This window comes from Pseudotabrizicola formosa (assembly GCF_002900965.1).
Lineage (GTDB): Bacteria > Pseudomonadota > Alphaproteobacteria > Rhodobacterales > Rhodobacteraceae > Pseudotabrizicola > Pseudotabrizicola formosa.
The window spans coordinates 992,256-1,013,695 of record NZ_PJOM01000002.1 but is presented as its reverse complement, the minus strand read 5'-3'; the positions used below and the strand labels follow the sequence as shown (position 1 = coordinate 1,013,695).

Genomic DNA, 21,440 nt, shown 5'->3' with positions numbered 1-21,440 from the left:
AAGGCGGCTGCGGGTTCAGGCAGGGCGTCGCGCCTATCTCTCCGGCAACAGCCCCTTGGGCGCAAAGCGCAGCACCAGAAGCAGGATCACCCCCATGGTCAGCAGGCGCATATGCGCCGCGGAGTTGATCAGATGGGCTTTGAGCCAGCCATCGGCCATGCCAGAGGTGATCACCACCATCAGCCAGTTGCCGATCGGTTCCACCATCACCCAAAGCCACCAGATCAGGAAGCCGCCCAGCACCGAGCCCCAGTTGTTGCCCGACCCACCCACAATCACCATCACCCAGACCAGAAAGGTAAAGCGCAGCGGTGAGTAAGAGCCGGGGGTCAGCTGCCCGTCGAGCGTGGTCATCATCGCGCCCGCAATGCCGATGACAGCGCTGCCCAGGATAAAGACCTGCAGGTGGCGGCGCGTCACATCCTTGCCCATCGCTTCGGCCGACACTTCATTGTCGCGGATGGCGCGCATCATCCGGCCCCAGGGGCTGTGCAGCGCCGCCTGTGACAGGGCTATCAGCGCCAGCAGCACCACGGCAAACAACCCGGTATACATCAGCCGCACCACGATGGAGGAAGCGGTGACCGGGTCAAACCCCCAGCTCAGCGCCCAGTCAACAAAGCCTTGGCTGCGTTGCAGATCCACCTCATAGGGCACCGGGCGGGGCAGCGAGATGACGTTCTTCACGCCCCGCGCCATCCAGTCTTCGTTTTTCAACACCGCCAGGATGATCTCGGCAATGCCCAGCGTGGCGATGGCCAGATAATCCGAGCGCAGGCCAAGTGCGGCCTTGCCAATGGCCCAGGCGGCGGCGGCGGCCAGCAGGCCCCCTACCGGCCAGGCCAGCAGCACCGGCAGGCCCAGACCGCCAAGGTTGCCATCGGTGGCGGGGTTGTTCGCCTCGACCGCCTGCACCGCGGGGTCAAACACGGCGCGGAACAGGAAAAAACCGATGATCAGGATGGCAGCCACCACCACGGTGCGCCTGCGCCCCGGGCCCATCTTGCTGGCCGCCATGACGGCCGCGGCGATGGTGGCCGCCCCCATTGCCAGACCCAGCACGATACCCGCGCCGCCCGCCGCCCAGCCGCCGGGCGCAGGCGCCGAAGAGATCAGCACCACCGACAAGCCGCCAAGCGCCACAAACCCCATGGTGCCAACCGAAAACAGCCCGGCATAGCCCCATTGGATGTTCACCCCCAGCGCCATGATGGAGGAGATCAGCGCCATGTTCACGATCAACAGCGCCAATGTCCAGCTTTGGAACAGCCCGGTCGCAATGAAGAGCGCCGCCACAAAAGCAGCCAGAAGCAGCCCGCGCCCGGGGCCGGTGCTTGTGGCCTGTGAGGTCATCTGTGCGCCGCTCATATCGATTTTCCCTTGAACAGACCGGTGGGCATCACCAGAAGCACGATGATCAGGATCACGAAGCTGACGGCGAATTTGTAATCGGTGGACATCAGCTGCAACAGCCCGCTGGGGGCCATCTCTTCCGGTACAAGATAGGTCACTACCTTCTTCCAGGCATAGGTCACCATCACCTCGGAAAAGGCGATGACAAAGCCACCCGCAATCGCGCCGATCGGGCTGCCAAGGCCGCCGACGATGGCCGCAGCAAAGATCGGCAGCAAGAGCTGGAAATAGGTGAAGGGGCTGAATCCCTTGTCCAGACCATAAAGCGTGCCTGCCGTGGTGGCCAGTGCGGCCGCCACGATCCAGGTCACCGCCACCACCCGGTCGGGGTTGATGCCCGACAGCAGCGCCAGATCCTCATTGTCGGAAAACGCCCGCATCGACTTGCCGGTCCGGGTCTTCTGCAGGAACCAGAACAAGGCCGCCACCGCGATGATGGCCACCACCAGGGTCACGCCCTGGGTCGTGCGGATCGCCAGCCCCTCGGCCAGACCAGACCATGTGCGGAAATCGCCTGCGGTCAGGATGAAGCGTTCGCCATCAGTGAAACTGATGTCGCTGGTGCCGATGATGAAGCGGGTCACACCGTTCAGGATGAACATCACCCCCAGCGAGGCCATGACAAGGATCACCGGCGCCGCCTTGACGCGGCGGTAATAGCGGTAGACCACGCGGTCTGTCGCCAGCAGCAGCATCGCGGTCAGCGCGATGCCGAAGGGCAGGGCGAGCAGGGCGGTCGGCAACGGGCCAAAGCTGACGCCTGCGCCTTGCATCCCCCAGGTCAGCAGGATCACGAACACGGTGCCGATAGCCATGGTGTCACCATGGGCAAAGTTGGAAAACCGCAGGATCGAATAGATCAGCGTCGCCCCCAGCGCACCAAGCGCCAGCTGCGCGCCATAAGCCACGCCGGGAATGAAGACAAAGTTGAGAAAGGCCACAAGGGCGTTGAGGATATCCATGGCTCAGCCCCCGAGGAATGATTTGCGCACATCCGGGTCGGCCAGCAGGGCCTGTCCCGTGTCGGTAAAGCGGTTGGCACCCTGCACCAGAACATACCCTTTGTCGGCAATCTCCAGCGCCTGACGGGCGTTCTGTTCCACCATCAGGATGGAGATGCCGGTGCGCGCCACTTCGATGATGCGGTCAAACAGCTCATCCATCACGATGGGGCTGACCCCGGCGGTGGGTTCGTCCAGCATCAGCACGCTTGGCTGCGTCATCAGCGCGCGCCCCACCGCCACCTGCTGGCGCTGCCCGCCGGAAAGTTCGCCGGCCGCCTGATGGCGCTTGTCGCGCAGGATCGGGAACAGGGTATAGACCTGCTCCATCGTGGCACGGATGTCATCGCGGCGCAGGAAGGCCCCCATTTCCAGGTTCTCCTCCACCGTCATCGAGGTGAAGATGTTCGAGGTCTGTGGCACGAAGGCCATGCCCTTGGCCACCCGCGCCTGCGGGGTCAGCGCGGTAATGTCCTCGCCCTTCAGGCGGACCGACCCCGCGCGCAGGGTGAGCATGCCGAACACCGCCTTCATCGCGGTGGATTTGCCCGCCCCGTTGGGGCCCACGATCACGGCAATCTGGCCCGGGTCCACCGCAATGGTGCAGGCGTGCAGGATATCCGCGCCACCATAACCGCCGGTCATCGCCTCGCCAATCAGAAAGGGCTCAGCCATGATCTTGCTCATTATCTGTTCCCAAATATCCCGGGGTCCGGGGCAGAGCCCCGGGTGTCTGCCCAGCAGAACGCGGCTCACCCATGCGCGGCTTCCTTCATCTTGTTCTTCAATCCGGTGCCCAGATAGGCCTCGATCACGCGCTCATCATTCTTGACCTCTTCGACCGTGCCTTGCGCCAGAACCTTGCCCTCGGCCATGCAGATCACCGGGTTGCACAGCCGCCCGATGAAATCCATGTCATGCTCGATCACGCAGAACGTATAGCCACGTTCGGCGTTCAGCCGCAGGATCGCATCGCCGATGGTGTTCAGCAGGGTGCGGTTCACCCCGGCACCCACCTCGTCGAGAAACACGATTTTCGCATCCACCATCATGGTGCGGCCCAGTTCCAGCAGCTTTTTCTGTCCGCCCGAGATCTGGCTGGCCTTCTGATCGGCCAGGTGGTCGATGGTCAGGAAGTTCAGCACCTCATGCGCCTTGGCGCGCAGCCGCTCTTCCTCGGCCCGCACCGCGCCGCGGCGGAACCAGGCGTTCCACAGGGTCTCCCCCATTTGCGCGCCGGGCACCATCATCAGGTTTTCCACGCAAGACATCGAGCCGAATTCATGCGCGATCTGAAAGGTGCGCAGCAGGCCCTTGTGAAACAAGTCATGCGGCGGCAGGCCGGTGATGTCTTCTCCCGCCATTTCAACCCTGCCGCTGGTCGGTTTCAACCGTCCGGCGATCACGTTGAACAGCGTGGTCTTGCCCGCGCCGTTCGGACCGATCAGCCCGGTGACAGAGCCGGTGGCGATCGACAAGGATGCGCCGTCCACTGCCCGGAAGCCGCCGAAATGGCGGTGCAGGTTTTCAACCTTGATCATCTGTTATCCCCTGAACCTTCCGTCGCAGGTCCGGATTTTCCGGGCGCGGAGGCTTTGTCTTATGGCAACGGCCCGGATTGCTCCGGGCCGTGCTTGGATGGGTCTGGCTGCGATCAGCGGAACCGCACGGTTTCGATCTTGCCGTCCTTGATCTCGATCTCGCGGTAGTTGCCCGCACTTTCGCCCGGCCCGATCAGTTCCACGGCGGTGGCCCCGATATAGTCGATGTCAGTGCCTGCTGCGATCAGGTCCAGCGCCTTGCCCAGCTCGCCCGGCAGGATCGGCTCGCCCGGCCCATTGGCCAGATCCATCACCTTCGGGGCCCAGTCCTTGGAGTCGGTCGAACCCGCAGCGGCCATGGCCAGCATGATCAGCGCGGCCGCATCATAGGATTCCGGCGCAAAGGCCGAGGTTCCGTCAAAGCCGCCAGCGGTCGCCAGCGTCTGGAACATTTCGGCCCCCTGGCTGTCGGTGCCCGGGTATTGGCCAAAGGAACCGGTCAGCCCGTCGCCGAGGTCATCGACCAGCTTTTGGCCAACCATGCCATCGGGCAGCACGAAGGTCGAGAACGCGCCGGAATCGAGCGAAGCCTGGATGATCGACTTGCCGCCCTTGTCGGTATAGCCCGCCACGACCAGCACTTCACCGCCAGCCGAAGCCAGCGATGCGACCTCTGCCGAATAGTCAGCCTTGTCATCTTCATGCGGGGCATTGATGGTCACGGTGCCACCGGCCTCGGTGAACGCGGCCGAGAAGCTGTCAGCCAGACCTTTGCCGTAATCATTGTTGGTATAGGTCAGCGCAACCGTCTTGATGCCCTTGTCCATCAGGATCTCGGTCATCACCACGCCCTGACGCGCATCGGATGGGGCGGTGCGGAAGAACAGCCCGTCATCTTCGGCGGTGGACAGGGCAGGCGAGGTGGCGGATGGCGAGATCATGCCAACGCCATTGGTGCGGGCGGCGTTCTGCAGGATGGCCCCGGTCACGCCCGAGCAGTCAGCCCCCATGATCGCGGAAATGCCTTCGGCGGTGATCAGACGGTCGGCAGCGGCGGTGGCGGCAGCGGCATCGATGCAGGTGCTGTCGGCCCGGACCGGCACAACGGTGCCAAGGGCGAACTTGCCGGTGGCGTTGACTTCGGCAATGGCCAGCTCGGCCGCGGTCGCCATGTTCGGCGTGATCGATTCCAGCGGCCCGGTGAAGCCAAGGATGATCCCAATTTTCACATCCTGAGCCTGCGCGGCCCCGGCGATCAGCGCGGTGGCGGCACTGGCAAGAAGCAGTTTCTTCATATTTTGTCTCCCATGTCGGACTGTTATCCTGCGCGGCAGGTTAGTTGGCCGTTTGGTAAAAGAAAAGTGCCTTCTGACCGGCAATTTTCCCGGATGACGTTGCGTGAAGCGGGCCGCCTTGCCGCTGGCCCTGCATCACGCCGCATCACGCTTGCGCGACCGGGCCGAAACCCGAAGCAGGCGCTCTATGTTGAGGTGGCCAATGCAAAGCAACAGGAGAGTTCATGTCACGCACGCGCTGCTTCCCCCGTTTGTCCGCCCCCCGTCTGTTCCTGCTTGCCGCGCCGGCGTCTGCCCTCGCGCTGCTGGCAGGCCAGGGCTTTGCGCAGACAAGGCTGGACACCTCTGCCGGTGCGATGCAGATCACGCCGGTCGCAACCGGGTTCGAAGAGCCATGGGCCATCGGCTTTCTCCCCGAGGGCGGGGTGATCGTGACCGAGCTTGCCGGGCGGCTGCTGCGCGTTGATGGGGGGGAGATCACCGAGATCCGTGGCGTGCCAGAGGTTTTTGCCCAGGGGCAGGGCGGGTTGCTGGATGTGATGGTGCCGCGCGATTTTGCGCAGACCCGTGAGATCTGGCTGTCATACGCGGCCCCCGTCGCGGGCGGGGCAGCCACGGCGGTTGGCAAGGGGCGCCTGTCAGACGATGGCACGGCCCTGGAAGGGTTCGAACAGCTTTATGTGGGTGACGGCTCCTCGGGCGGGCGCCATTTCGGCAGCCGGATTGTCGAGGCGCAGGATGGCACCGTGTTCATTACCGCGGGCGACCGGGGCACCGGGCCCGGCGGAATGGAAGCTCAGGATCTGTCGCGGGTTGAAGGATCGGTGATCCACCTGAACCGCGACGGCACGCCCGCCACAAGCATCGACGGCTGGCGGCCGGGGATCTATTCCAAGGGCCACCGCAACGCACAAGGGGCCACACTTGGCGCGGACGGGGCGCTGTGGCTGGTGGAACATGGCGCGCGGGGCGGAGATGAGGTCAACCGGGTGGAGATGGGCCGCAACTACGGCTGGCCGGTGATCAGCTATGGCGTGAATTACAACGGCAACAGCATCGGTGAGGGCACGGCACAAGAGGGGATGGAGCAGCCCGCGCATTACTGGGACCCGTCCATCGCGCCTTCGGGCATGATGGTCTATTCCGGGGCCTTGGTGCCGGAATGGGAAGGTGATATTTTCACCGGGTCGCTGAACACCAGTTTTCTGTCCCGGCTGGACCCGGACACCGCCGCCGAAACCGGCTTTGCCGAAGAGCGGATCGAGGCCGAGGAAACGGGAAGGGTCCGGGATGTGCGCGAAGCGCCGGACGGCTCGATCTGGTTTGTCTCGGTGCTGGAAGGCGCGATCTTCCGCCTCGCCCCGGCCGAGGCCAGCTGACCTGAGCCCTCGCCCGGTTGTCAGATCGACAGCCGGGTGGGGGGCGTCGGCCCTTGCGACCCACGCTCGCGGTAGGGTGTGGTGTTGTAATGGCTGCGGTAGCATTTGGAAAAATGCGACGGGCTGGCAAAGCCGCAGGCCAGCGCCACGTTGATCACGCTCATATCCGTCTGCATCAGCAGATTGCGCGCCTTGCCCAAGCGAAGTTCCATGTAATAGCGCTTGGGGCTGCGGTTGAGATAGCGGCGGAACAGCCGCTCCAGCTGGCGCGTGGACATGTCGACCTGATCGGCCAGATCGGCGGGCGACAGCGGGTCTTCGATATTGGCCTCCATCATCTGGATGACCTGTGACAGTTTGGGATGCCGCACCCCGATCCGGGTTGGGATCGACAGGCGCTGCGTGTCCTGATCGGTGCGGATCGCGGAATAGATCAGCAGGTCGGCCACGGTATTGGCCAGATCCTGCCCGTGATCGGCGGCGATGATCTTGAGCACCAGATCGATCGACGAAATCCCGCCCGCCGTGGTCAGCCGGTTGCCATCCATCACAAAGACCGATTTGGTCAGCTTGACCTGCTCGAATTCCTCCAGAAAGCCATCCTGATTTTCCCAGTGGATGGTGGCCTTCTTGCCGTCCAGCAGCCCGGCTTTGGCCAGTGCATAGGCCCCGGTACACATGCCCCCGATGGTGTTGCCGCGCCGCGCCTCGCGCCGCAGCCAGTTCAGCACCGGTTTGGTGGTGGCGCGCTGGATGTCGATGCCGCCGCAGACCAGAATGGTGTCGTCGCGGTCCACATCGTCCAACCCGATGTCCAGCTTGAAGGTGGCGCCGTTGGAACAGGTCGCCTCCACCCCGCCTTCGCCCGCCAGGATCCAGTCATACAGCGGCTTGCCCGCCACGTAATTGGCCAGCCGCAGCGGCTCGATCGCGCAGGAAAACGACATCATCGTGAAACGGTCCAGCAGCACGAAAACGAAGCGCTTTGTCGCGGGCGTCGCATCGGTTTTCTGGGCGCGGGTGGAGGACGTGGACATCTTGCGACCTGTTCGTGTCGGATATGGACGCATGAGACAGGATTTGTGGCGTTTCGCAAGGGGTCAGATGGGGCGTTTGGGCCTTTGCATCTGAGCCGCCAGACCGTATACAACGGCGCGATACCGCTAACGACCCACAGGTGGGCCCGAATATGGGTAAGGAGAAGGCCATGACCAAAGGCTGGCAAAAATCAGACTGGCGCGCGAAACCGCGGGTGCAGATGCCTGATTATATGGACAGCGCCGCGCTGAATGCCGTCGAGGCGCAGCTGGCCAAGTATCCGCCGCTGGTCTTTGCAGGCGAGGCACGGCGGCTGAAAAAGCAGTTGGCTCTGGCCTCCGAGGGCAAGGCCTTCTTGCTGCAGGGTGGTGATTGCGCGGAAAGTTTTTCCGAATTCAGCGCCGATAACATTCGCGACACCTTCCGCGTGATGCTGCAGATGGCGGTCGTGCTGACCTATGGCGCCAAAGTGCCGGTGATCAAGGTGGGCCGCATGGCGGGGCAGTTTGCCAAGCCGCGCTCGGCCCCGACCGAAGTGATCGGCGGGGTGGAATACCCCAGCTACCGCGGTGACATCATCAACGGGTTCGAAGCCACGCCCGAAGCGCGCCAGCCCGACCCGCAGCGCATGCTGCAGGCCTATACGCAGGCGGCGGCCAGCCTGAACCTGTTGCGCGCGTTTTCCACCGGTGGCTTTGCCGATATTCACCGGGTGCACAGCTGGACGCTGGGCTTTGCCGAGCATGACAAGGCCGATCGCTACCGCGAGCTGTCGAACCGCATTTCCGACGCGCTGGATTTCATGACGGCCGCCGGCGTGAATGCCGACACCGCCCATATGCTGACCACGGTCGATTTCTACACCAGCCACGAAGCCTTGCTGCTGGAATATGAAGAGGCGCTGTGCCGGGTGGACAGCATCTCGGGCCAGAACGTGGCCGGGTCGGGGCATATGATCTGGATCGGCGACCGCACGCGGCAGCCCGATGGCGCGCATGTGGAATTCTGCCGCGGCGTGCTGAACCCGATCGGGCTGAAATGCGGGCCGACCACCACCGCCGAAGACCTCAAGGTGCTGATGGCCAAGCTCAATCCGCAGAACGAGGCGGGCCGGTTGACCCTGATCGCGCGCTTTGGCGCGGGCAAGGTGGCCGAACACCTGCCGCGTCTGGTCAAGGCGGTCAAGGAAGAGGGGGCTAACGTCGTCTGGTCCTGCGACCCGATGCACGGCAACACCATCAAATCACCCTCGGGCTACAAGACGCGGCCGTTCAATGCGGTGCTGTCTGAAGTGCGCGAATTCTTTGCGGTGCACAAATCCGAAGGCACGATTCCAGGCGGCGTGCATTTCGAGATGACCGGCAAGGATGTGACCGAATGCACCGGGGGCCTGCGCGCGGTGACGGATGAGGATCTGTCAGACCGCTACCACACCGCCTGCGACCCCCGCCTGAACGCCAGCCAGTCGCTGGAACTGGCGTTTCTGGTGGCCGAAGAGCTGCTGGCCTTCCGCGATGTCGGCCACCGCGTCGCGCTGTAAGGGCAAGACTTGATTGTAAAGATTTGGGGGGTGGCAGATTGTGCCGCCCCCTTTTTTCTGTACCGTCGCTGGCTCAGGCCTTCACCAGCCGCAGATGCGGCACGCCGGGCCTGGCCCGTGGGGGCGGCGGCGTGGCTGCGCTGTAATCCTGAACCGGCACGCCGCTGCTCAGCGGTTCTTGCGCGCCTTGGGTGATCTCGAACCGGCGTGGCGCCCGGCCGATGGTGCCCACAAGGTCCAGACAGCCGATGGCAAGCGTTGCCTCGCCCTTCTGATCCAGCATTGGCAGAATCTGCATCCGGCCGGACAAGGGGGACCGCATCAGGGTGGATTCGGCCCGCAGTTCCAGCGTCAGGATCGAGGGCGTGCGGAACACGCGTTCCAGATCCAGCGGCAGCCGGTCCCGAGACTGGCCCAGAAACAGGCAAGACAGCGGCATCCCGCGCACATCGAGGCCCATTAGATCGTTGTAGATCATGCCGGCGATGCGGAACCGCGCAATGCCCGATGCGATGCGCTCGACCAGAAAGCTGTGTTCCAGCGCGTCGGACAGGCCGCGCGGATCCACCCGGTCGCGGCGCGGCGGGTCATCGCCGGTGCGCAGCGCCTCCCAATAGGCGCGCAGCTGCGCGATCTTGCCGGGGCCACGGTGATCTGACCCGTTTGAGGTGCGGTCGTTCCAGCCAGATGTCATGTTCCGTTTCCTTGTCCCTGCGTGGGCCGCTCTGGCTGCCCGGTTGCCCCGACCTTTCTGGCCATGCTATGCGGTCCGGACCGTCTGCCGCACGGCGGGGTGACGGTCTGGATGCCGACTCGCTATCCTTACTCAAGTGTTAAGCTACACCAGAAGCCGGTGGCGATGCGCGGGATTCTAGACAAATGGTAAATATCGCCCCCGGGGCGAGGGAGAGCAGATGACCGTTTCCATGACCGGATTTGCGGCCCGCAAGGGCCAGGATGCAGGTTATGTCTGGGTTTGGGACATCCGGTCGGTCAATGGCAAGGGGCTGGATCTGCGGCTGCGGCTGCCCGATTGGGTGGAGGCGCTGGAACTGGCGGTGCGCACCCAGGTGCAACAGGCGCTGTCACGTGGCAATGTCAGCCTGTCGCTGAAAGTCGCGGCAGAAGCCGCCGAGGCGGGGCCGGGCTTGCAGGTGAACGCCGCGGTGCTGGCGGCGGTTCTGGCCGCTGTGCAACAGGTGGAGAACGCCGCGATGCAGGCGGGGGTGACGCTGGCGCAGGCCACGGCCGCCGATGTGCTGGCGGTGCGCGGCGTGCTCGACACCGCAAGTGCCGAGGCGGACACCGCCCCGCTGCGCGCGGCGCTGCTGGCCGATTTGCCCGCGCTGCTGGCCGATTTTGCCGCCATGCGCGCGGCAGAGGGTGCGGCGCTGCACGCTGTGATCAGCGCCCAGCTGGACCAGATCGACGCGCTCACCCGGGCTGCCATCGCCGAGGCTGACCTGCGCCGGGATGCGGCCGCCGATGCCCTGCGCACCGCCCTTGCCCGGGTGCTGGACCATGCCGAGGGCGCCGATGAGGCCCGGGTGGCGCAGGAACTGGCGCTGATCGCGGTCAAGCAGGACGTGACCGAAGAGTTGGACCGGCTGACCGCCCATGTGGCCGCCGCGCGCGCGCTGTTGGCCGAGTCCGGGCCCGTGGGGCGGAAGTTCGATTTTCTGATGCAGGAATTCATGCGCGAGGCCAACACCTTGTGCTCCAAGGCGCAATCTCTGGCCCTGACCCGGATCGGGCTTGACCTGAAAACCGTGATAGACCAGATGCGGGAACAGGTTCAGAACGTGGAGTGACAATGCAGCGCCGTGGCCTTTTGCTGATCTTGTCGTCACCGTCAGGCGCAGGGAAATCGACGCTTGCCCGGCGCTTGATGGATTGGGATCCGACGATCCGGTTCTCGGTTTCGGCCACCACGCGGGCACCGCGTCCGGGTGAGGTGGATGGGCAGCACTATTACTTCCGCGACCGCGCGGCTTTCGAGTCCATGATCGCGGCGGGCCAGATGCTGGAACATGCCGAGGTGTTCGGCAATTTCTACGGCAGCCCGCGCGGCCCAGTGGAAGACGCGATGCGCGACGGGCGCGACACGCTGTTTGACATCGACTGGCAGGGCGGCCAGCAGATCCGCAATTCGGCGCTGGGGCGCGATGTGGTGTCGGTCTTCGTGCTGCCGCCCTCGATTGCCGAACTCGACCGCCGCCTGCGCGGACGCGCCCAGGATACCGAAGAGGTGATCGCCGGGCGGATGGCGAAAAGCCGCGATGAAATCAGCCATTGGGCCGAATATGACTATGTTCTGGTGAACGACGATATTGATAAGTCTTTCCATCAGTTGCAGACCATTCTTGAAGCAGAGCGCATGAAGCGCGACCGCCAGCCGATGCTGGCAGATTTCGTGCGCGGCCTGAACCGGGAGTTCGAGAACCGATGATCTATGCCCTTGGTGATATCGCCCCCGTCCTTGATCCCTCTGCCTGGATCGCGCCGGATGCCAATGTCATCGGGCGCGTGGTGCTGGAGGCGGGCAGTTCGGTCTGGTTCGGCGCAACCTTGCGTGGCGACAATGAGGTGATCCATGTCGGGCACGGATCGAATGTGCAGGAAAATTGCGTGCTGCATACGGATATGGGCTATCCGCTGATCATTGGCGCGCAATGCACCATCGGGCACAAGGCAATGCTGCATGGCTGCACAATTGGCGACGGCACGCTGATCGGCATGGGCGCAACGGTTCTGAATGGCGCAAAGATCGGGCCTGGGTGCCTGATCGGCGCCGGGGCACTGATCACCGAAGGCAAGGAGATCCCCGCGTTCAGCCTGGTGATGGGCAGCCCTGGCCGCGTGGTCCGCGCCTTGGAGGCCGAGGCGCAGGCGGGGCTGTTGCAATCGGCGGAAAGGTACCGCGCCACTGCCGCGCGGTTCCGGGCTGGCCTGCGCCCTGTCGCCTAAAGCACCAGCAGCGACACGGTCATTCCCGGCGCGGCCAGGGCCAGTTCCCGCTCCACCATCCCCGGATCGGGCAAGGGGGGCGCGATGACCACCACGGTGCCGCGATAGCCGGCGGCCGTCAGCTCGGCAAGGATATCGAGCGCATCCACCTCGCTGCCCAAAAGCATGCAGGCGATCAGCGCGTCAGACATCCGGTGCAGGCCCGCCTGCGCAATGTCCTGCGGTGCGACAGAGAACAGCGGACGGGGCCCGGCGCAATGCCTGGCCAGGACTTGGGGCAGGCCAATGCTGATGAACGGGCTGGTTCGCCCGCGCAGGTCAAACCTGTCCGGCACAGATGTGGCAACGCGAACGGGCACGGAAAACTCCTGTAAAAGGCGGCGCTGGTACAAATGGGCCAAGACCCGGAACAAGATGACGTAAGGTAAGTCACCAAAAGAACCTTAGCCGGGAATTGGTTCAGATCAAGCGGGTGTCTCGCATTTCAATGTCAAAGCCGCTATGGAAGGGCGGACACCAAAGCCATTGGGGCAAAAGATGATCGAAGCAGCTGTTCTGGGCGGCGTTCCCTTGCCGGCGCTGATTGTTGGCCCGGATGAACGCATCTCGGTGATGAACCCTGCCGCAGTGGCGATGTTCGGGGCTGCCATGCTGGGGCGGCATCATGCGATTGCGCTGCGCCACCCTGATGTACAGGCCGCCTTGATGCGGGCCCTGCGCTCCAGTGAAGGCAGCGTGGCGCGTCAGGTGGTGCCCGGGCCCTCGCAGGATGCCGTGCACCGGGTGACAGTGACGCCCCTGCCGCGGGAGGCGGGGGTGCTGTGCGTGCTGGAAGACCTGTCCGAGGTGGAGCAGATCGGCCAGATGCGCCGCGAATTCGTGGCCAATGTCAGCCATGAATTGCGCTCACCGCTGACGGCCCTCTCAGGCTTCATTGAAACGCTGAAAGGGGCTGCCAAGGATGACCCGGCCGCACGGGAGCGCTTCTTGCTGATCATGGAGCGTGAGGCAGGGCGGATGAACCGGCTGATCCGCGATCTTTTGCACCTCAGCCGGGTTGAGGCCGAAGAACGCGTCCGCCCGACCGCCCTGGTCGAGATGGTGGAGATCCTGCGCTCGACCAAGACCACCTTGCGCCCCCTGGCCGAAAAGCTGGGTGTGGCGGTGCGGCTGGACATTGCCGAAGACCTGCGCACCCAGGTGCCCGGCGACGCCGATCAGCTGATTCAGGTGTTCCAGAACCTGATGGAAAACGCGGTGAAATATGGCGGCTCTGGCGGCGAGGTGGTCATCCGGCTGACGCCGGACAGCCTGCCGAAATCCGCTGCCCTGCGGATCGAGGTGATCGATCAGGGTGAAGGCATCGACGCGCAGCATCTCCCGCGTCTGACCGAACGCTTCTACCGGGTCGACAGCCATCGCTCACGCGAGAAGGGCGGTACCGGCCTTGGCCTTGCGATTGTCAAACACATCGTGCAGCGCCACCGGGGGCGGCTTCACATCGCCAGTGAAAAGGGCAAGGGCAGCACGTTTTCGGTCATCCTGCCGGTGGAGTGACCCTGCAGGTCAAAGCCGCCCGATGCGTTCAGTCAGCAGCGCAAAAAATCCCTCGGCGTCCAGAGAGTTGATGAACAGCGCATTTCCGGGCCGTTCGGTCACACGCCACCAGTCGGCCACGGTCATGCCCAGGGTCAGCTCTGACTGGGTTTCAATCTCGACATTGATGAAACGTCCCTGAAACAGCTCTGGCCGGATCAACCAGGCAATCACGCAAGGATCGTGCAGCGGGGCACCATCGCTGCCATATTTCTGCTTGTCGAAACGTTCAAAGAAATCGGTCCATTCCGCCACCAGACGCCCGGGCTCTGTCTTCAGGTCACGGAACGCGGCGATGCGCTGCGGGCTGGTCAACGCCTTATGGGTGACATCCAGCGGCATCACGATGATGCAGGCACCAGATTTAAACACGATATCAGCGGCATGTGGGTCAACGTAAATGTTGAATTCTGCCACCGGCGTGACATTGCCCAGTTCGAAATAGGCCCCGCCCATCAGCACGATCTGCTGAATGCGGGGGATGATGTCGGGTGCCCGCTGAAAGGCGGTGGCGATATTGGTCAGCGGCCCCAGCGCGCAGAGCGTGACACTGTGCATAGGTTCGCGGCGCAGGGTTTCGATGATGAAATCAACGCCGTGCTGGGATTGCAGCGCCATGGTCGGTTCCGGCAGCGTCGGGCCGTCCAGTCCGGTCTCGCCATGCACCTGTTCGGCCGTCACCAGCGGGCGCAGCATCGGGCGGTCGCAACCGGCAAAAACACGGGTTTCGGGTTTGCCCGACAGTTCGCAGACGATCCGCGCATTCCGCTCCGTCAGCGCCAGTGGCACATTTCCCGCCACCGCAACCACGCCCAAAACCTCGACCTCGGGGCTGGCAAGCGCCAGCATGATGGCCACGGCGTCGTCCTGCCCTGGATCGGTATCGATGATGATTTTGCGTGGTGCCTCGGTCATCGCCGTCTCCTGTCTGCGCCAGCAGTCAATCCCGACAGGTGTGATTTGTCCAGATGGTAAAACAAACAACTGGATATGTGCCCGCCTGTGCCGCATGGCGGGGGCGATGAAAATGCCAAGGCCCCGGGGTGACCCGGGGCCTTGTTTTTGTGATACGCACCAAAGATTTAGCCGTCGAAGTTTACTTCTTCGATAAGCTTCAGCGCCGCGGGGCGCAGTTTGGCAACTTCGGTCAGCGGTTTGGTGTCAGCGGTGAAGTCGCCCCAGCTTGCCACCAGTTCCGACCGCTCGACCCCGGCCTTGACCGGGAATTCGTAGTTGGTTTCGGCATAAATCTTTTGCGCCGCGTCACTGGTCAGCCATTCCATGAATTTGATGGCATTGTCCTTGTTCGGCGCTGCCTTGGTCAGCGCCACGCCCGAGACGTTTACATGGGTGCCGCCATCGGCGAAGGTCGGGAACACGATGTTCACCGCCTCGGCAGCCGCTTGCTGCTCGGGGTTGGCCAGCATCTGGCCGATGTAATAGGTATTGCCGACCGCAATATCGCATTCACCGGCGGCAATCGCCATGACCTGATCGCGGTCTCCGCCATCGGGTTTGCGGGCGAGGTTGGCTTTCACGCCTTCCAGCCAGGTTTTCGCAGCCTCTTCGCCGTGATGGGCGATGACAGCGGCCGCAAGCGCCACGTTGTAATCATTGGTGCCCGAGCGGATGCAGATGCGGCCCTGCCATTTCGGATCGGCCAGATCTTCATATGTGGTCACTTCGCCCGGTGCCACGCGGTCTTTGCTGGCATAGACGATGCGGGCGCGGGTGGTGACGCCGAACCAGTGGTTGGCCTCGTCGCGCAGCTCTGCCGGGATATTTGCGGCCAGGACCTCGGACTCGACGGGCTGCGTCACACCGGCATCAACCACCTGGGTCAGACGGGCGATGTCCACGGTCAGCACCAGATCGGCGGGCGAACGGTCGCCTTCGGCCACCAGACGTTCCGACATGCCCTTGTCCACAAAGGCGATGTTCACGTCGATCCCGGTTTCTGCGGTGAAGGCGTCGATGATCGGCTGGATCAGCTCGGGCTGGCGGTGGGAATAAATGTTGATCTCCTCGGCCAGCGCGGGCATCGCGACAGAGCCAAGGGCAAGGGCTGCGAGGGAAAGACGGAAGGTCATGGTTGAGTCCTTTGGTCGGAAATTATGCAGCCCATAAAACCGACTATTTTACTTTGGTCAATAGTTGAGTGAAAAACTTTGGTTAACCGCAGGCAGCTTTCCGGGCCTTTTCCTCGGCCTTGGCGCGGTCCCACAGCGCATCCATTTCGGCCAGGTCGGATTGCTCCGGCCTGCGGCCAACTTCCGCCAGCAAATCCTCGATCCGTTGAAACCGGCGCGTAAACTTGGAATTTGCAGCGCGCAGAGCGGCTTCCGGGTCAACCCTCAGGTGCCGCGCGAGGTTGGCCATGACGAACAGAAGATCGCCGAATTCCTCGGTGACCTCGGCTTGCGACAGGGTGTCGCGCGCCTCCACCAGTTCGGCGGCTTCCTCGGCAATCTTGGCGACCACCTGATCGGTTGTCGGCCAGTCAAACCCCACGCGGGCCGCGCGCTTTTGCAGCTTCACCGCCCGCATCAGCGCCGGCAGGCCAAGGGCCACACCGTCCAGCACGCGGGCGGGGCCACGTTCGGCGGCTTTCAGCGCCTCCCAGTCTGCGGTTTGCTGTTCGGCCGATTTTTCGCGCGACTCAGAGCCGAAGACATGCGGGTGGCGCGCCACCATCTTGTCGGAAATGCTGCGGATCACATCCTCAAGGTCGAAATGGCCCGCTTCCTCGGCCATCTGCGCATGGAAGACCGATTGAAACAGCAGATCGCCCAATTCGCTCTGCAGCCCCGGCCAATCCTGCTGCTCGATGGCATCGGCCACCTCATAGGCCTCTTCGATGGTATAGGGCGCGATGGTGGCAAAATCCTGCGCGATATCCCATGGGCAGCCGGTGGCGGGGTCGCGCAACCGGGCCATGATGGCGCGCAGGCGTGGCAGACCACCCTTGGGGTCGTGGATCAGGTCATCTGAGGCAGGGGGCATTGCAGGCACCTGTGTTTTGCGATTTGATCAAAGGCCGCAGTCCAAAGGAGAAGACCCATGCCCGTCCTCAACCGTATCGCGGCTTTTGCCGAAGAAATGAAGGGCTGGCGCCGGCACCTGCACGCGAATCCCGAGTTGGAATTTGACTGCCACAATACGGCGGCCTTCATCGTGGCGCGGCTGCGCGAGATGGGGGTGGATGAAATCCACGAGGGCATTGCGAAAACCGGGGTAGTGGCCATCATCAACGGGCAGGGCGCGGGGCCGACCATCGGGCTGCGCGCTGATATGGATGCGCTGGCGATCCACGAGATCACGGGGGCCGAATATGCCTCGACCAGTCCGGGGCGAATGCATGCCTGCGGGCATGACGGGCATGTGACCATGGCCTTGGGCGCGGCGAAATATCTGGCCGAGACGCGGAATTTTGCGGGACGCGTCGCGATCCTGTTCCAGCCGGCGGAAGAAGAGGGCGGCGGCGGCAATGTGATGGTGCAGGAAGGGGTGATGGACCGCTTCGATATTGCCCGGGTCTTTGGCATCCACAACGCGCCCAACATTCCGCTTGGCCATTTTCAGACCACGCCGGGGCCGCTGATGGCTTCGGTCGATACCGCCTGGGTCACGGTGACGGGAAAGGGCGGGCATGGGGCCACGCCGCATGAGTGCATCGATCCGGTGGTGGCGGTGGTGGCCATGGTGCAGGCGGTGCAGACCATCATTCCGCGCAACGTCTATGCGATGGATGAGGCGGTGATTTCGGTCACGCAGATCCATGCCGGGACGGCATCCAATATCATCCCCGAGGTGGCGACCTTTTGTGCCACGATCCGCGCCTTCAAGCCCGAGGTGCGCGACCTGCTCAAGCGCCGGGTGCATGAGATTGTGGCGGGCCATGCGGCGGCGTTCAATGTGCAGGCCGAGGTGGACTATGACTGGGGCTATCCGGCCACGGTGAACCATGCGGAAGAGGCCGATTTTGCCGCCAGCGTCGCCGCCGAGGTCTCGGGCGCGGCGGCGGTGAATGCGCGGGCCAACCGGGAAATGGGGTCCGAGGATTTCAGCTATATGCTGGAGGCGCGGCCCGGGGCGTATCTGTTCATGGGGATCGGGCCGGGGGCGGGGCTGCACCATGCGGCCTATGATTTCAATGACGAGGCCGCCCCGATCGGAGCCAGCTTCTTTGCCCGGTTGGTGGAACGGGCGCAGCCGCTGGGGTAGCTTGGGCTTCCCCCTGTGTTACACACCTGAAAATGTATAAAAATCAAAGGCATATGCTGCGGGATTTAAGAGTTTGTTAACTTTTTCCGCAGCCCGCCTTGATGCTGTCAGGCGCAGGCCGGGCTTGACAGACAGGTGTTGTCTGGGCATTCAGCGCCATCCGGATCTGGCGCGTCTCCGAGGGACAGAATGACGACCCTGTGGCCAAGGGGAGTTCTGACATGGCTTTGGAAGATGCGAAACACGATGTGGACGGGGCCTTTACCCGCAAGGGGCTGAAGGGTCTCGCCTTTGAAAACGCCTTTGCCGGGGCCACCAGTTTCCTGCGCCGGACCTATACCAAGGATCTGGCGGGGGTGGATCTGGCGATCACTGGCGTGCCCTTCGATCAGGCGGTGACGCACCGGACCGGCACGCGCTTTGGTCCGCGCGCCATCCGCGAGGCAAGCGCCTTGCAGCCCTTTGACCCGCCCTATGGCTGGCCGACCAGCCCGCTGGAAGAGATGGCGGTGGTGGATTACGGCGATCTGGCCTTTGACTACGCCCATACGCCCAGCTTTCCGGGCCTGCTGACCGAGCATATCCGCGCCATTCTGGCCGCAGGTGTGGGTACGGTCACCTTGGGGGGCGATCATTTCATCACTTTGCCGATCCTGCGTGCCTATGCCGAAAAGTATGGCCCGATGGCGGTGATCCATTTCGATGCGCATTCCGACCTGTGGCAGGACGATGACATGGACCGGATCGACCATGGCACCTTTTTCTACAAGGCGGTGAAATCGGGGATCATCGACGCATCGGCGAGCGTTCAGATCGGCATCCGCACCCATTGCGACGATTATCTGGGGGTCGAATACATCGACGCCCGCAGCGTGCACGAGCAGGGCACGGCGCAGGCTGTGGCGCGGGCCAAGGAAATTGTCGGCGACCGCCCGACGTATGTGACCTTTGACATTGATTGTCTGGACCCGTCTGTGGCCCCCGGCACCGGCACGCCGGTCTGGGGCGGCTTGCACAGCTGGCAGGCGGCGGCGTGTCTGCGCGATCTGGCGGGGATCAACATGGTGGGCGGCGATGTGGTTGAGGTGTCCCCGGCCTATGATACCAGCGGGGCCACGGCCATCGCGGGGGCCCATGTGGCACATGAGCTGATTTGCCTGTACCATTGGGCCAAGTTCCGCAGGTGAAAAGGGCATGCGCGCCATGGGTCTGATCTTTGCCATTCTGATCATCGCGGTGCTGGGGCTGATGGCCTTTGTCCGGCTGGCCCCGACCGATCCTGCGCGCTGGCATGTGGCGCAGGAGGATGCAGGCTGGGCGGCCGCGCCATGGGATGCGGTGGTGCCGGAAACCGGGGCGGCGCGGCTGCGCCTGTCTTTGGGCCGGGGTGCGCCCGCCGATCTGCTGGCCCGGCTGGACGGGGTGGCGCTGGCCACGCCACGCACCCGGCGGCTGGCGGGATCTGTGGAGGAGGGGCGGATCACCTATATCACCCGGTCTGCCTTGTGGGGCTTTCCCGATTTCACCACGGCCGAGGCACGCGAAGACGGGCTCTACATCCACGCCCGGCTGCGCTTTGGCCGCGAGGATATGGGGGTGAATGCCAGACGCCTGCAAGGCTGGCAGGCGGCGCTGTGATGGGGTGCAGATGACCTTGATTTTTCGCAAGGCCCGCGCGGAGGATCTGGCGGATATTGTTGCCCTGCTGGCGGAGGATGCGCTGGGGCAGCATCGCGAGGCCGTGTCGGATCTGACGCCATACCGGCGCGCCTTCGCACAGATCGACGCGGACCCGAACCAGTTTCTCTGCGTGGCAGAGCGTGCGGGGCAGGTGGTTGGCACCATGCAACTGACCTTCATTCCGGGGCTGTCGCGCGGTGGCGCAAGGCGGGGTCAGATCGAGGCGGTGCGGGTGGCGCAGGCGCATCGGGGCAGCGGCATTGGTCATGCCATGTTCGACTGGGCCATCGAGACCTGCCGGGCGCAGGGCTGCACCCTGGTTCAGCTGACGACCGACAAGGCGCGGCCCGATGCCCACCGCTTCTATGAGGCGCTGGGGTTCACGGCGTCGCATATCGGCTACAAGCTGCGGCTGGACCCGCCCGCCTAGGCGCGGGCGTCGGGCAAGGGCGTAAGGATTGCCTCTGGCTCGGGATGCGAGACGGGCGTCGCCGGTTCCGGCGCCGGGTCCGGCTCGTCTTCGGCCAGCGGCACCGGGTCGTCGCCGGCCAGGAAGTTGCCCAGCTTTTCCAGCCCCGGCACATGATCGCAGATCACCGAGATCACCACGAGGAGCGGCACCGCGATGATCATGCCGATCACCGACCACAGCCAGGCCCAGAGCGCGACGGTCAGGAACACCACCACCGCATTCATCTGCAAGCGGCGGGCGACGAAATACGGTGTGATCAGCTGCCCTTCCAATGTGGTCAGCGTGAAATAGGTCAGCGCCACCATCACCGGCCAGAACACATCGCTGAAGGTGACCAGTGCCACCAGCAGCGCAATGCCCACCCCGGTGATCGCCCCAAGATAGGGGATGAAGTTGAGCGAGAAGGCCAGGAGGCCGAACAGCAGCGGCGAGGGCATGCCGAGCGCCCACATCGCCAGGCCCACCGCCACGCCCAGACCGGCGTTGATCAGGGTGATGGCCCCCAGATAGCTGCCCAGGCTTTCCTCTATCTCACGCAAGGCAGAATAGGCGTTGCGCTTTTCGCGCAGGGAATCAAAGCTTTGCACGATCTTGAGATACATCAGATCGCCCGAGGCCAGCAGGAAGAACAACAAGAAAAGGGTCAGCGCGACCTGACCCATGATGCCGGGCGTGGTATAGAGCGCATCCAGAATGGCGGTGGCGACATCAAAGCCCGGGGTGTCCTTTTCTTCTGCATCGACTGCGGTCTCTTCCGACCCTTCTTCCATCTGGGTCATCGCAGAATCGATGGTCTCGAACGTGCCGCGCAGGCGTTGCAGCTTTTCGGTCAGGGCCGACTGAATTTCCGGCATATCCGAGATCAGCTGCCCGGCGGGTCCGGATACGGTCCAGCCCAGGGCGATGATGCTGAACAGCAGGCCAAGGACAACGCCGGCTGCGGTCAGGATGGGCGGCACGCCCAGACGCGTCAGGCGGCGGCGCACCGGCACAAAGACAAAGAACAGCAACAGCGCAAAGGTGATGGGCATCAGGAAGTCGCGCGCCAGAGCGATGGCCGCGATCAGGGCCAGAATGAACAACCCCACCACGGGCCAAGAGGGGCGCGGGCTGTCAGGGGCGGGCATGGGCTGGAACGGGAACTTGTGAATCGGCTCATAGCTGGTGCGCGGCATGGCGTCGGATGGTCCCCCCTGGACGGGCCAAAGCTGCACGGGCCCGCGAGACAACGTGCGGCGGCCGCATCGGTTCCCTGCGGTCCATCACAGTTTTGCGCGGCCCCAGCGCAGGCCCG

The 21,440-nt window shown here is 63.8% G+C and carries 22 protein-coding genes; 10 read left to right on the top strand and 12 right to left on the bottom strand.

Annotation, left to right across the window (positions count from 1 at the left end):
- Positions 1 to 33: 33 nt before the first annotated feature.
- From CXR43_RS08810 to CXR43_RS08790, 5 genes are all read right to left on the bottom strand, one after another.
- Positions 34 to 1,368, bottom strand: coding sequence for a branched-chain amino acid ABC transporter permease (locus CXR43_RS08810; protein WP_435530790.1), 1,335 nt, complete (start codon positions 1,366 to 1,368; stop codon positions 34 to 36).
- The gene (locus tag CXR43_RS08805; RefSeq protein ID WP_103333610.1) at positions 1,365 to 2,375 is read right to left on the bottom strand and encodes a branched-chain amino acid ABC transporter permease; all 1,011 of its coding nucleotides are present in this window, start codon (positions 2,373 to 2,375) and stop codon (positions 1,365 to 1,367) included. The genes CXR43_RS08810 and CXR43_RS08805 overlap by 4 nt, the downstream gene beginning before the upstream one ends.
- Positions 2,376 to 2,378: 3 nt before the next feature.
- Positions 2,379 to 3,089: an ABC transporter ATP-binding protein gene (locus CXR43_RS08800; protein ID WP_103334137.1), complete on the bottom strand. Its 711-nt coding sequence runs from the start codon at positions 3,087 to 3,089 to the stop codon at positions 2,379 to 2,381.
- 77 nt (positions 3,090 to 3,166) lie between these two features.
- Complete coding sequence (locus CXR43_RS08795; RefSeq protein WP_103333609.1) at positions 3,167 to 3,955, bottom strand: ABC transporter ATP-binding protein; 789 nt, start codon at positions 3,953 to 3,955, stop codon at positions 3,167 to 3,169.
- A 113-nt stretch (positions 3,956 to 4,068) separates the two neighbouring features.
- Positions 4,069 to 5,250 carry an ABC transporter substrate-binding protein gene (locus tag CXR43_RS08790; protein WP_103333608.1) on the bottom strand — a complete coding sequence of 394 codons (1,182 nt, stop codon included), beginning with the start codon at positions 5,248 to 5,250 and terminating at the stop codon, positions 4,069 to 4,071.
- A gap of 224 nt (positions 5,251 to 5,474) precedes the next feature.
- Between CXR43_RS08790 and CXR43_RS08785 the strand changes: the two genes are divergently transcribed.
- On the top strand, positions 5,475 to 6,629 hold the full coding sequence (locus CXR43_RS08785) for a PQQ-dependent sugar dehydrogenase (RefSeq protein ID WP_103333607.1): 1,155 nt from the start codon (positions 5,475 to 5,477) through the stop codon (positions 6,627 to 6,629).
- A 20-nt stretch (positions 6,630 to 6,649) separates the two neighbouring features.
- On the opposite strand, the gene CXR43_RS08780 is transcribed toward CXR43_RS08785, so the two are convergent.
- On the bottom strand, positions 6,650 to 7,666 hold the full coding sequence (locus CXR43_RS08780; protein ID WP_103333606.1) for a GlxA family transcriptional regulator: 1,017 nt from the start codon (positions 7,664 to 7,666) through the stop codon (positions 6,650 to 6,652).
- A 170-nt stretch (positions 7,667 to 7,836) separates the two neighbouring features.
- On the opposite strand from CXR43_RS08780, the gene CXR43_RS08775 reads away from it, so the two are divergent.
- Complete coding sequence (locus tag CXR43_RS08775) at positions 7,837 to 9,207, top strand: class II 3-deoxy-7-phosphoheptulonate synthase (protein WP_103333605.1); 1,371 nt, start codon at positions 7,837 to 7,839, stop codon at positions 9,205 to 9,207.
- A 73-nt stretch (positions 9,208 to 9,280) separates the two neighbouring features.
- Here CXR43_RS08775 and CXR43_RS08770 read toward each other — a convergent pair whose 3' ends face one another.
- Complete coding sequence (locus tag CXR43_RS08770) at positions 9,281 to 9,901, bottom strand: PAS domain-containing protein (RefSeq protein WP_103333604.1); 621 nt, start codon at positions 9,899 to 9,901, stop codon at positions 9,281 to 9,283.
- A gap of 220 nt (positions 9,902 to 10,121) precedes the next feature.
- Here CXR43_RS08770 and CXR43_RS08765 point away from each other — a divergent pair, with 220 nt between their 5' ends.
- Genes CXR43_RS08765 through CXR43_RS08755 form a run of 3 tightly spaced genes read left to right on the top strand, consistent with a single transcriptional unit; the run spans position 10,122 to position 12,174 of the window.
- The gene (locus CXR43_RS08765) at positions 10,122 to 11,018 is read left to right on the top strand and encodes a YicC/YloC family endoribonuclease (protein WP_103333603.1); all 897 of its coding nucleotides are present in this window, start codon (positions 10,122 to 10,124) and stop codon (positions 11,016 to 11,018) included.
- Positions 11,019 to 11,020: 2 nt separating this feature from the next.
- Positions 11,021 to 11,656 carry a guanylate kinase gene (gmk, locus tag CXR43_RS08760; RefSeq protein WP_103333602.1) on the top strand — a complete coding sequence of 212 codons (636 nt, stop codon included), beginning with the start codon at positions 11,021 to 11,023 and terminating at the stop codon, positions 11,654 to 11,656.
- Complete coding sequence (locus CXR43_RS08755) at positions 11,653 to 12,174, top strand: gamma carbonic anhydrase family protein (RefSeq protein ID WP_103333601.1); 522 nt, start codon at positions 11,653 to 11,655, stop codon at positions 12,172 to 12,174. The genes gmk and CXR43_RS08755 overlap by 4 nt, the downstream gene beginning before the upstream one ends.
- Here the strand turns inward: CXR43_RS08755 and CXR43_RS08750 are convergent.
- A complete protein-coding gene (locus CXR43_RS08750; RefSeq protein WP_146036497.1) occupies positions 12,171 to 12,533 on the bottom strand; it encodes a hypothetical protein in 363 nt (120 codons plus the stop codon). The two genes, CXR43_RS08755 and CXR43_RS08750, sit on opposite strands and share 4 nt — an antisense overlap.
- 178 nt (positions 12,534 to 12,711) lie before the next feature.
- On the opposite strand from CXR43_RS08750, the gene CXR43_RS08745 reads away from it, so the two are divergent.
- Positions 12,712 to 13,731: an ATP-binding protein gene (locus CXR43_RS08745; protein WP_103334136.1), complete on the top strand. Its 1,020-nt coding sequence runs from the start codon at positions 12,712 to 12,714 to the stop codon at positions 13,729 to 13,731.
- A 9-nt stretch (positions 13,732 to 13,740) separates the two neighbouring features.
- Here the strand turns inward: CXR43_RS08745 and CXR43_RS08740 are convergent, their stop codons facing one another.
- The 3 genes from CXR43_RS08740 to mazG all read right to left on the bottom strand — a co-directional run bounded on the left by CXR43_RS08740 (position 13,741) and on the right by mazG (position 16,773).
- Positions 13,741 to 14,685 carry a nucleoside hydrolase gene (locus CXR43_RS08740; protein ID WP_103333599.1) on the bottom strand — a complete coding sequence of 315 codons (945 nt, stop codon included), beginning with the start codon at positions 14,683 to 14,685 and terminating at the stop codon, positions 13,741 to 13,743.
- Between the two features lie 167 nt (positions 14,686 to 14,852).
- Entirely contained in the window at positions 14,853 to 15,860 is a 1,008-nt protein-coding gene (locus CXR43_RS08735; protein ID WP_103333598.1) for a Fe(3+) ABC transporter substrate-binding protein, read from the bottom strand.
- Positions 15,861 to 15,942: 82 nt separating this feature from the next.
- The gene (gene mazG / locus CXR43_RS08730; RefSeq protein WP_103333597.1) at positions 15,943 to 16,773 is read right to left on the bottom strand and encodes a nucleoside triphosphate pyrophosphohydrolase; all 831 of its coding nucleotides are present in this window, start codon (positions 16,771 to 16,773) and stop codon (positions 15,943 to 15,945) included.
- 57 nt (positions 16,774 to 16,830) lie between these two features.
- On the opposite strand from mazG, the gene CXR43_RS08725 reads away from it, so the two are divergent.
- The 4 genes from CXR43_RS08725 (at position 16,831) to CXR43_RS08710 (ending at position 20,104) form a co-directional block, all read left to right on the top strand.
- The gene (locus CXR43_RS08725; RefSeq protein ID WP_103333596.1) at positions 16,831 to 17,994 is read left to right on the top strand and encodes a M20 aminoacylase family protein; all 1,164 of its coding nucleotides are present in this window, start codon (positions 16,831 to 16,833) and stop codon (positions 17,992 to 17,994) included.
- A gap of 221 nt (positions 17,995 to 18,215) precedes the next feature.
- A complete protein-coding gene (gene speB / locus CXR43_RS08720) occupies positions 18,216 to 19,181 on the top strand; it encodes an agmatinase (protein ID WP_103333595.1) in 966 nt (321 codons plus the stop codon).
- 7 nt (positions 19,182 to 19,188) lie between these two features.
- Entirely contained in the window at positions 19,189 to 19,632 is a 444-nt protein-coding gene (locus CXR43_RS08715) for a DUF1499 domain-containing protein (RefSeq protein WP_103333594.1), read from the top strand.
- A 10-nt stretch (positions 19,633 to 19,642) separates the two neighbouring features.
- On the top strand, positions 19,643 to 20,104 hold the full coding sequence (locus CXR43_RS08710) for a GNAT family N-acetyltransferase (RefSeq protein ID WP_103334135.1): 462 nt from the start codon (positions 19,643 to 19,645) through the stop codon (positions 20,102 to 20,104).
- Here the strand turns inward: CXR43_RS08710 and CXR43_RS08705 are convergent.
- Positions 20,101 to 21,321, bottom strand: a complete 1,221-nt coding sequence (locus tag CXR43_RS08705) for an AI-2E family transporter (RefSeq protein ID WP_103333593.1) — start codon at positions 21,319 to 21,321, stop codon at positions 20,101 to 20,103. The two genes, CXR43_RS08710 and CXR43_RS08705, sit on opposite strands and share 4 nt — an antisense overlap.
- Positions 21,322 to 21,440 lie beyond the last annotated feature (119 nt).

What these genes read in the sequence shown, in the direction of transcription:
- CXR43_RS08810 (WP_435530790.1), bottom strand. Translation starts at nt 1,368, where the DNA reads ATGAGCGGCGCACAGATGACCTCACAGGCCACAAGCACCGGCCCCGGG.
- CXR43_RS08805 (WP_103333610.1), bottom strand. Translation starts at nt 2,375, where the DNA reads ATGGATATCCTCAACGCCCTTGTGGCCTTTCTCAACTTTGTCTTCATT.
- CXR43_RS08800 (WP_103334137.1), bottom strand. Translation starts at nt 3,089, where the DNA reads ATGGCTGAGCCCTTTCTGATTGGCGAGGCGATGACCGGCGGTTATGGT.
- CXR43_RS08795 (WP_103333609.1), bottom strand. Translation starts at nt 3,955, where the DNA reads ATGATCAAGGTTGAAAACCTGCACCGCCATTTCGGCGGCTTCCGGGCA.
- CXR43_RS08790 (WP_103333608.1), bottom strand. Translation starts at nt 5,250, where the DNA reads ATGAAGAAACTGCTTCTTGCCAGTGCCGCCACCGCGCTGATCGCCGGG.
- CXR43_RS08785 (WP_103333607.1), top strand. Translation starts at nt 5,475, where the DNA reads ATGTCACGCACGCGCTGCTTCCCCCGTTTGTCCGCCCCCCGTCTGTTC.
- CXR43_RS08780 (WP_103333606.1), bottom strand. Translation starts at nt 7,666, where the DNA reads ATGTCCACGTCCTCCACCCGCGCCCAGAAAACCGATGCGACGCCCGCG.
- CXR43_RS08775 (WP_103333605.1), top strand. Translation starts at nt 7,837, where the DNA reads ATGACCAAAGGCTGGCAAAAATCAGACTGGCGCGCGAAACCGCGGGTG.
- CXR43_RS08770 (WP_103333604.1), bottom strand. Translation starts at nt 9,901, where the DNA reads ATGACATCTGGCTGGAACGACCGCACCTCAAACGGGTCAGATCACCGT.
- CXR43_RS08765 (WP_103333603.1), top strand. Translation starts at nt 10,122, where the DNA reads ATGACCGTTTCCATGACCGGATTTGCGGCCCGCAAGGGCCAGGATGCA.
- gmk (WP_103333602.1), top strand. Translation starts at nt 11,021, where the DNA reads ATGCAGCGCCGTGGCCTTTTGCTGATCTTGTCGTCACCGTCAGGCGCA.
- CXR43_RS08755 (WP_103333601.1), top strand. Translation starts at nt 11,653, where the DNA reads ATGATCTATGCCCTTGGTGATATCGCCCCCGTCCTTGATCCCTCTGCC.
- CXR43_RS08745 (WP_103334136.1), top strand. Translation starts at nt 12,712, where the DNA reads ATGATCGAAGCAGCTGTTCTGGGCGGCGTTCCCTTGCCGGCGCTGATT.
- CXR43_RS08740 (WP_103333599.1), bottom strand. Translation starts at nt 14,685, where the DNA reads ATGACCGAGGCACCACGCAAAATCATCATCGATACCGATCCAGGGCAG.
- CXR43_RS08735 (WP_103333598.1), bottom strand. Translation starts at nt 15,860, where the DNA reads ATGACCTTCCGTCTTTCCCTCGCAGCCCTTGCCCTTGGCTCTGTCGCG.
- mazG (WP_103333597.1), bottom strand. Translation starts at nt 16,773, where the DNA reads ATGCCCCCTGCCTCAGATGACCTGATCCACGACCCCAAGGGTGGTCTG.
- CXR43_RS08725 (WP_103333596.1), top strand. Translation starts at nt 16,831, where the DNA reads ATGCCCGTCCTCAACCGTATCGCGGCTTTTGCCGAAGAAATGAAGGGC.
- speB (WP_103333595.1), top strand. Translation starts at nt 18,216, where the DNA reads ATGGCTTTGGAAGATGCGAAACACGATGTGGACGGGGCCTTTACCCGC.
- CXR43_RS08715 (WP_103333594.1), top strand. Translation starts at nt 19,189, where the DNA reads ATGCGCGCCATGGGTCTGATCTTTGCCATTCTGATCATCGCGGTGCTG.
- CXR43_RS08710 (WP_103334135.1), top strand. Translation starts at nt 19,643, where the DNA reads ATGACCTTGATTTTTCGCAAGGCCCGCGCGGAGGATCTGGCGGATATT.
- CXR43_RS08705 (WP_103333593.1), bottom strand. Translation starts at nt 21,321, where the DNA reads ATGCCGCGCACCAGCTATGAGCCGATTCACAAGTTCCCGTTCCAGCCC.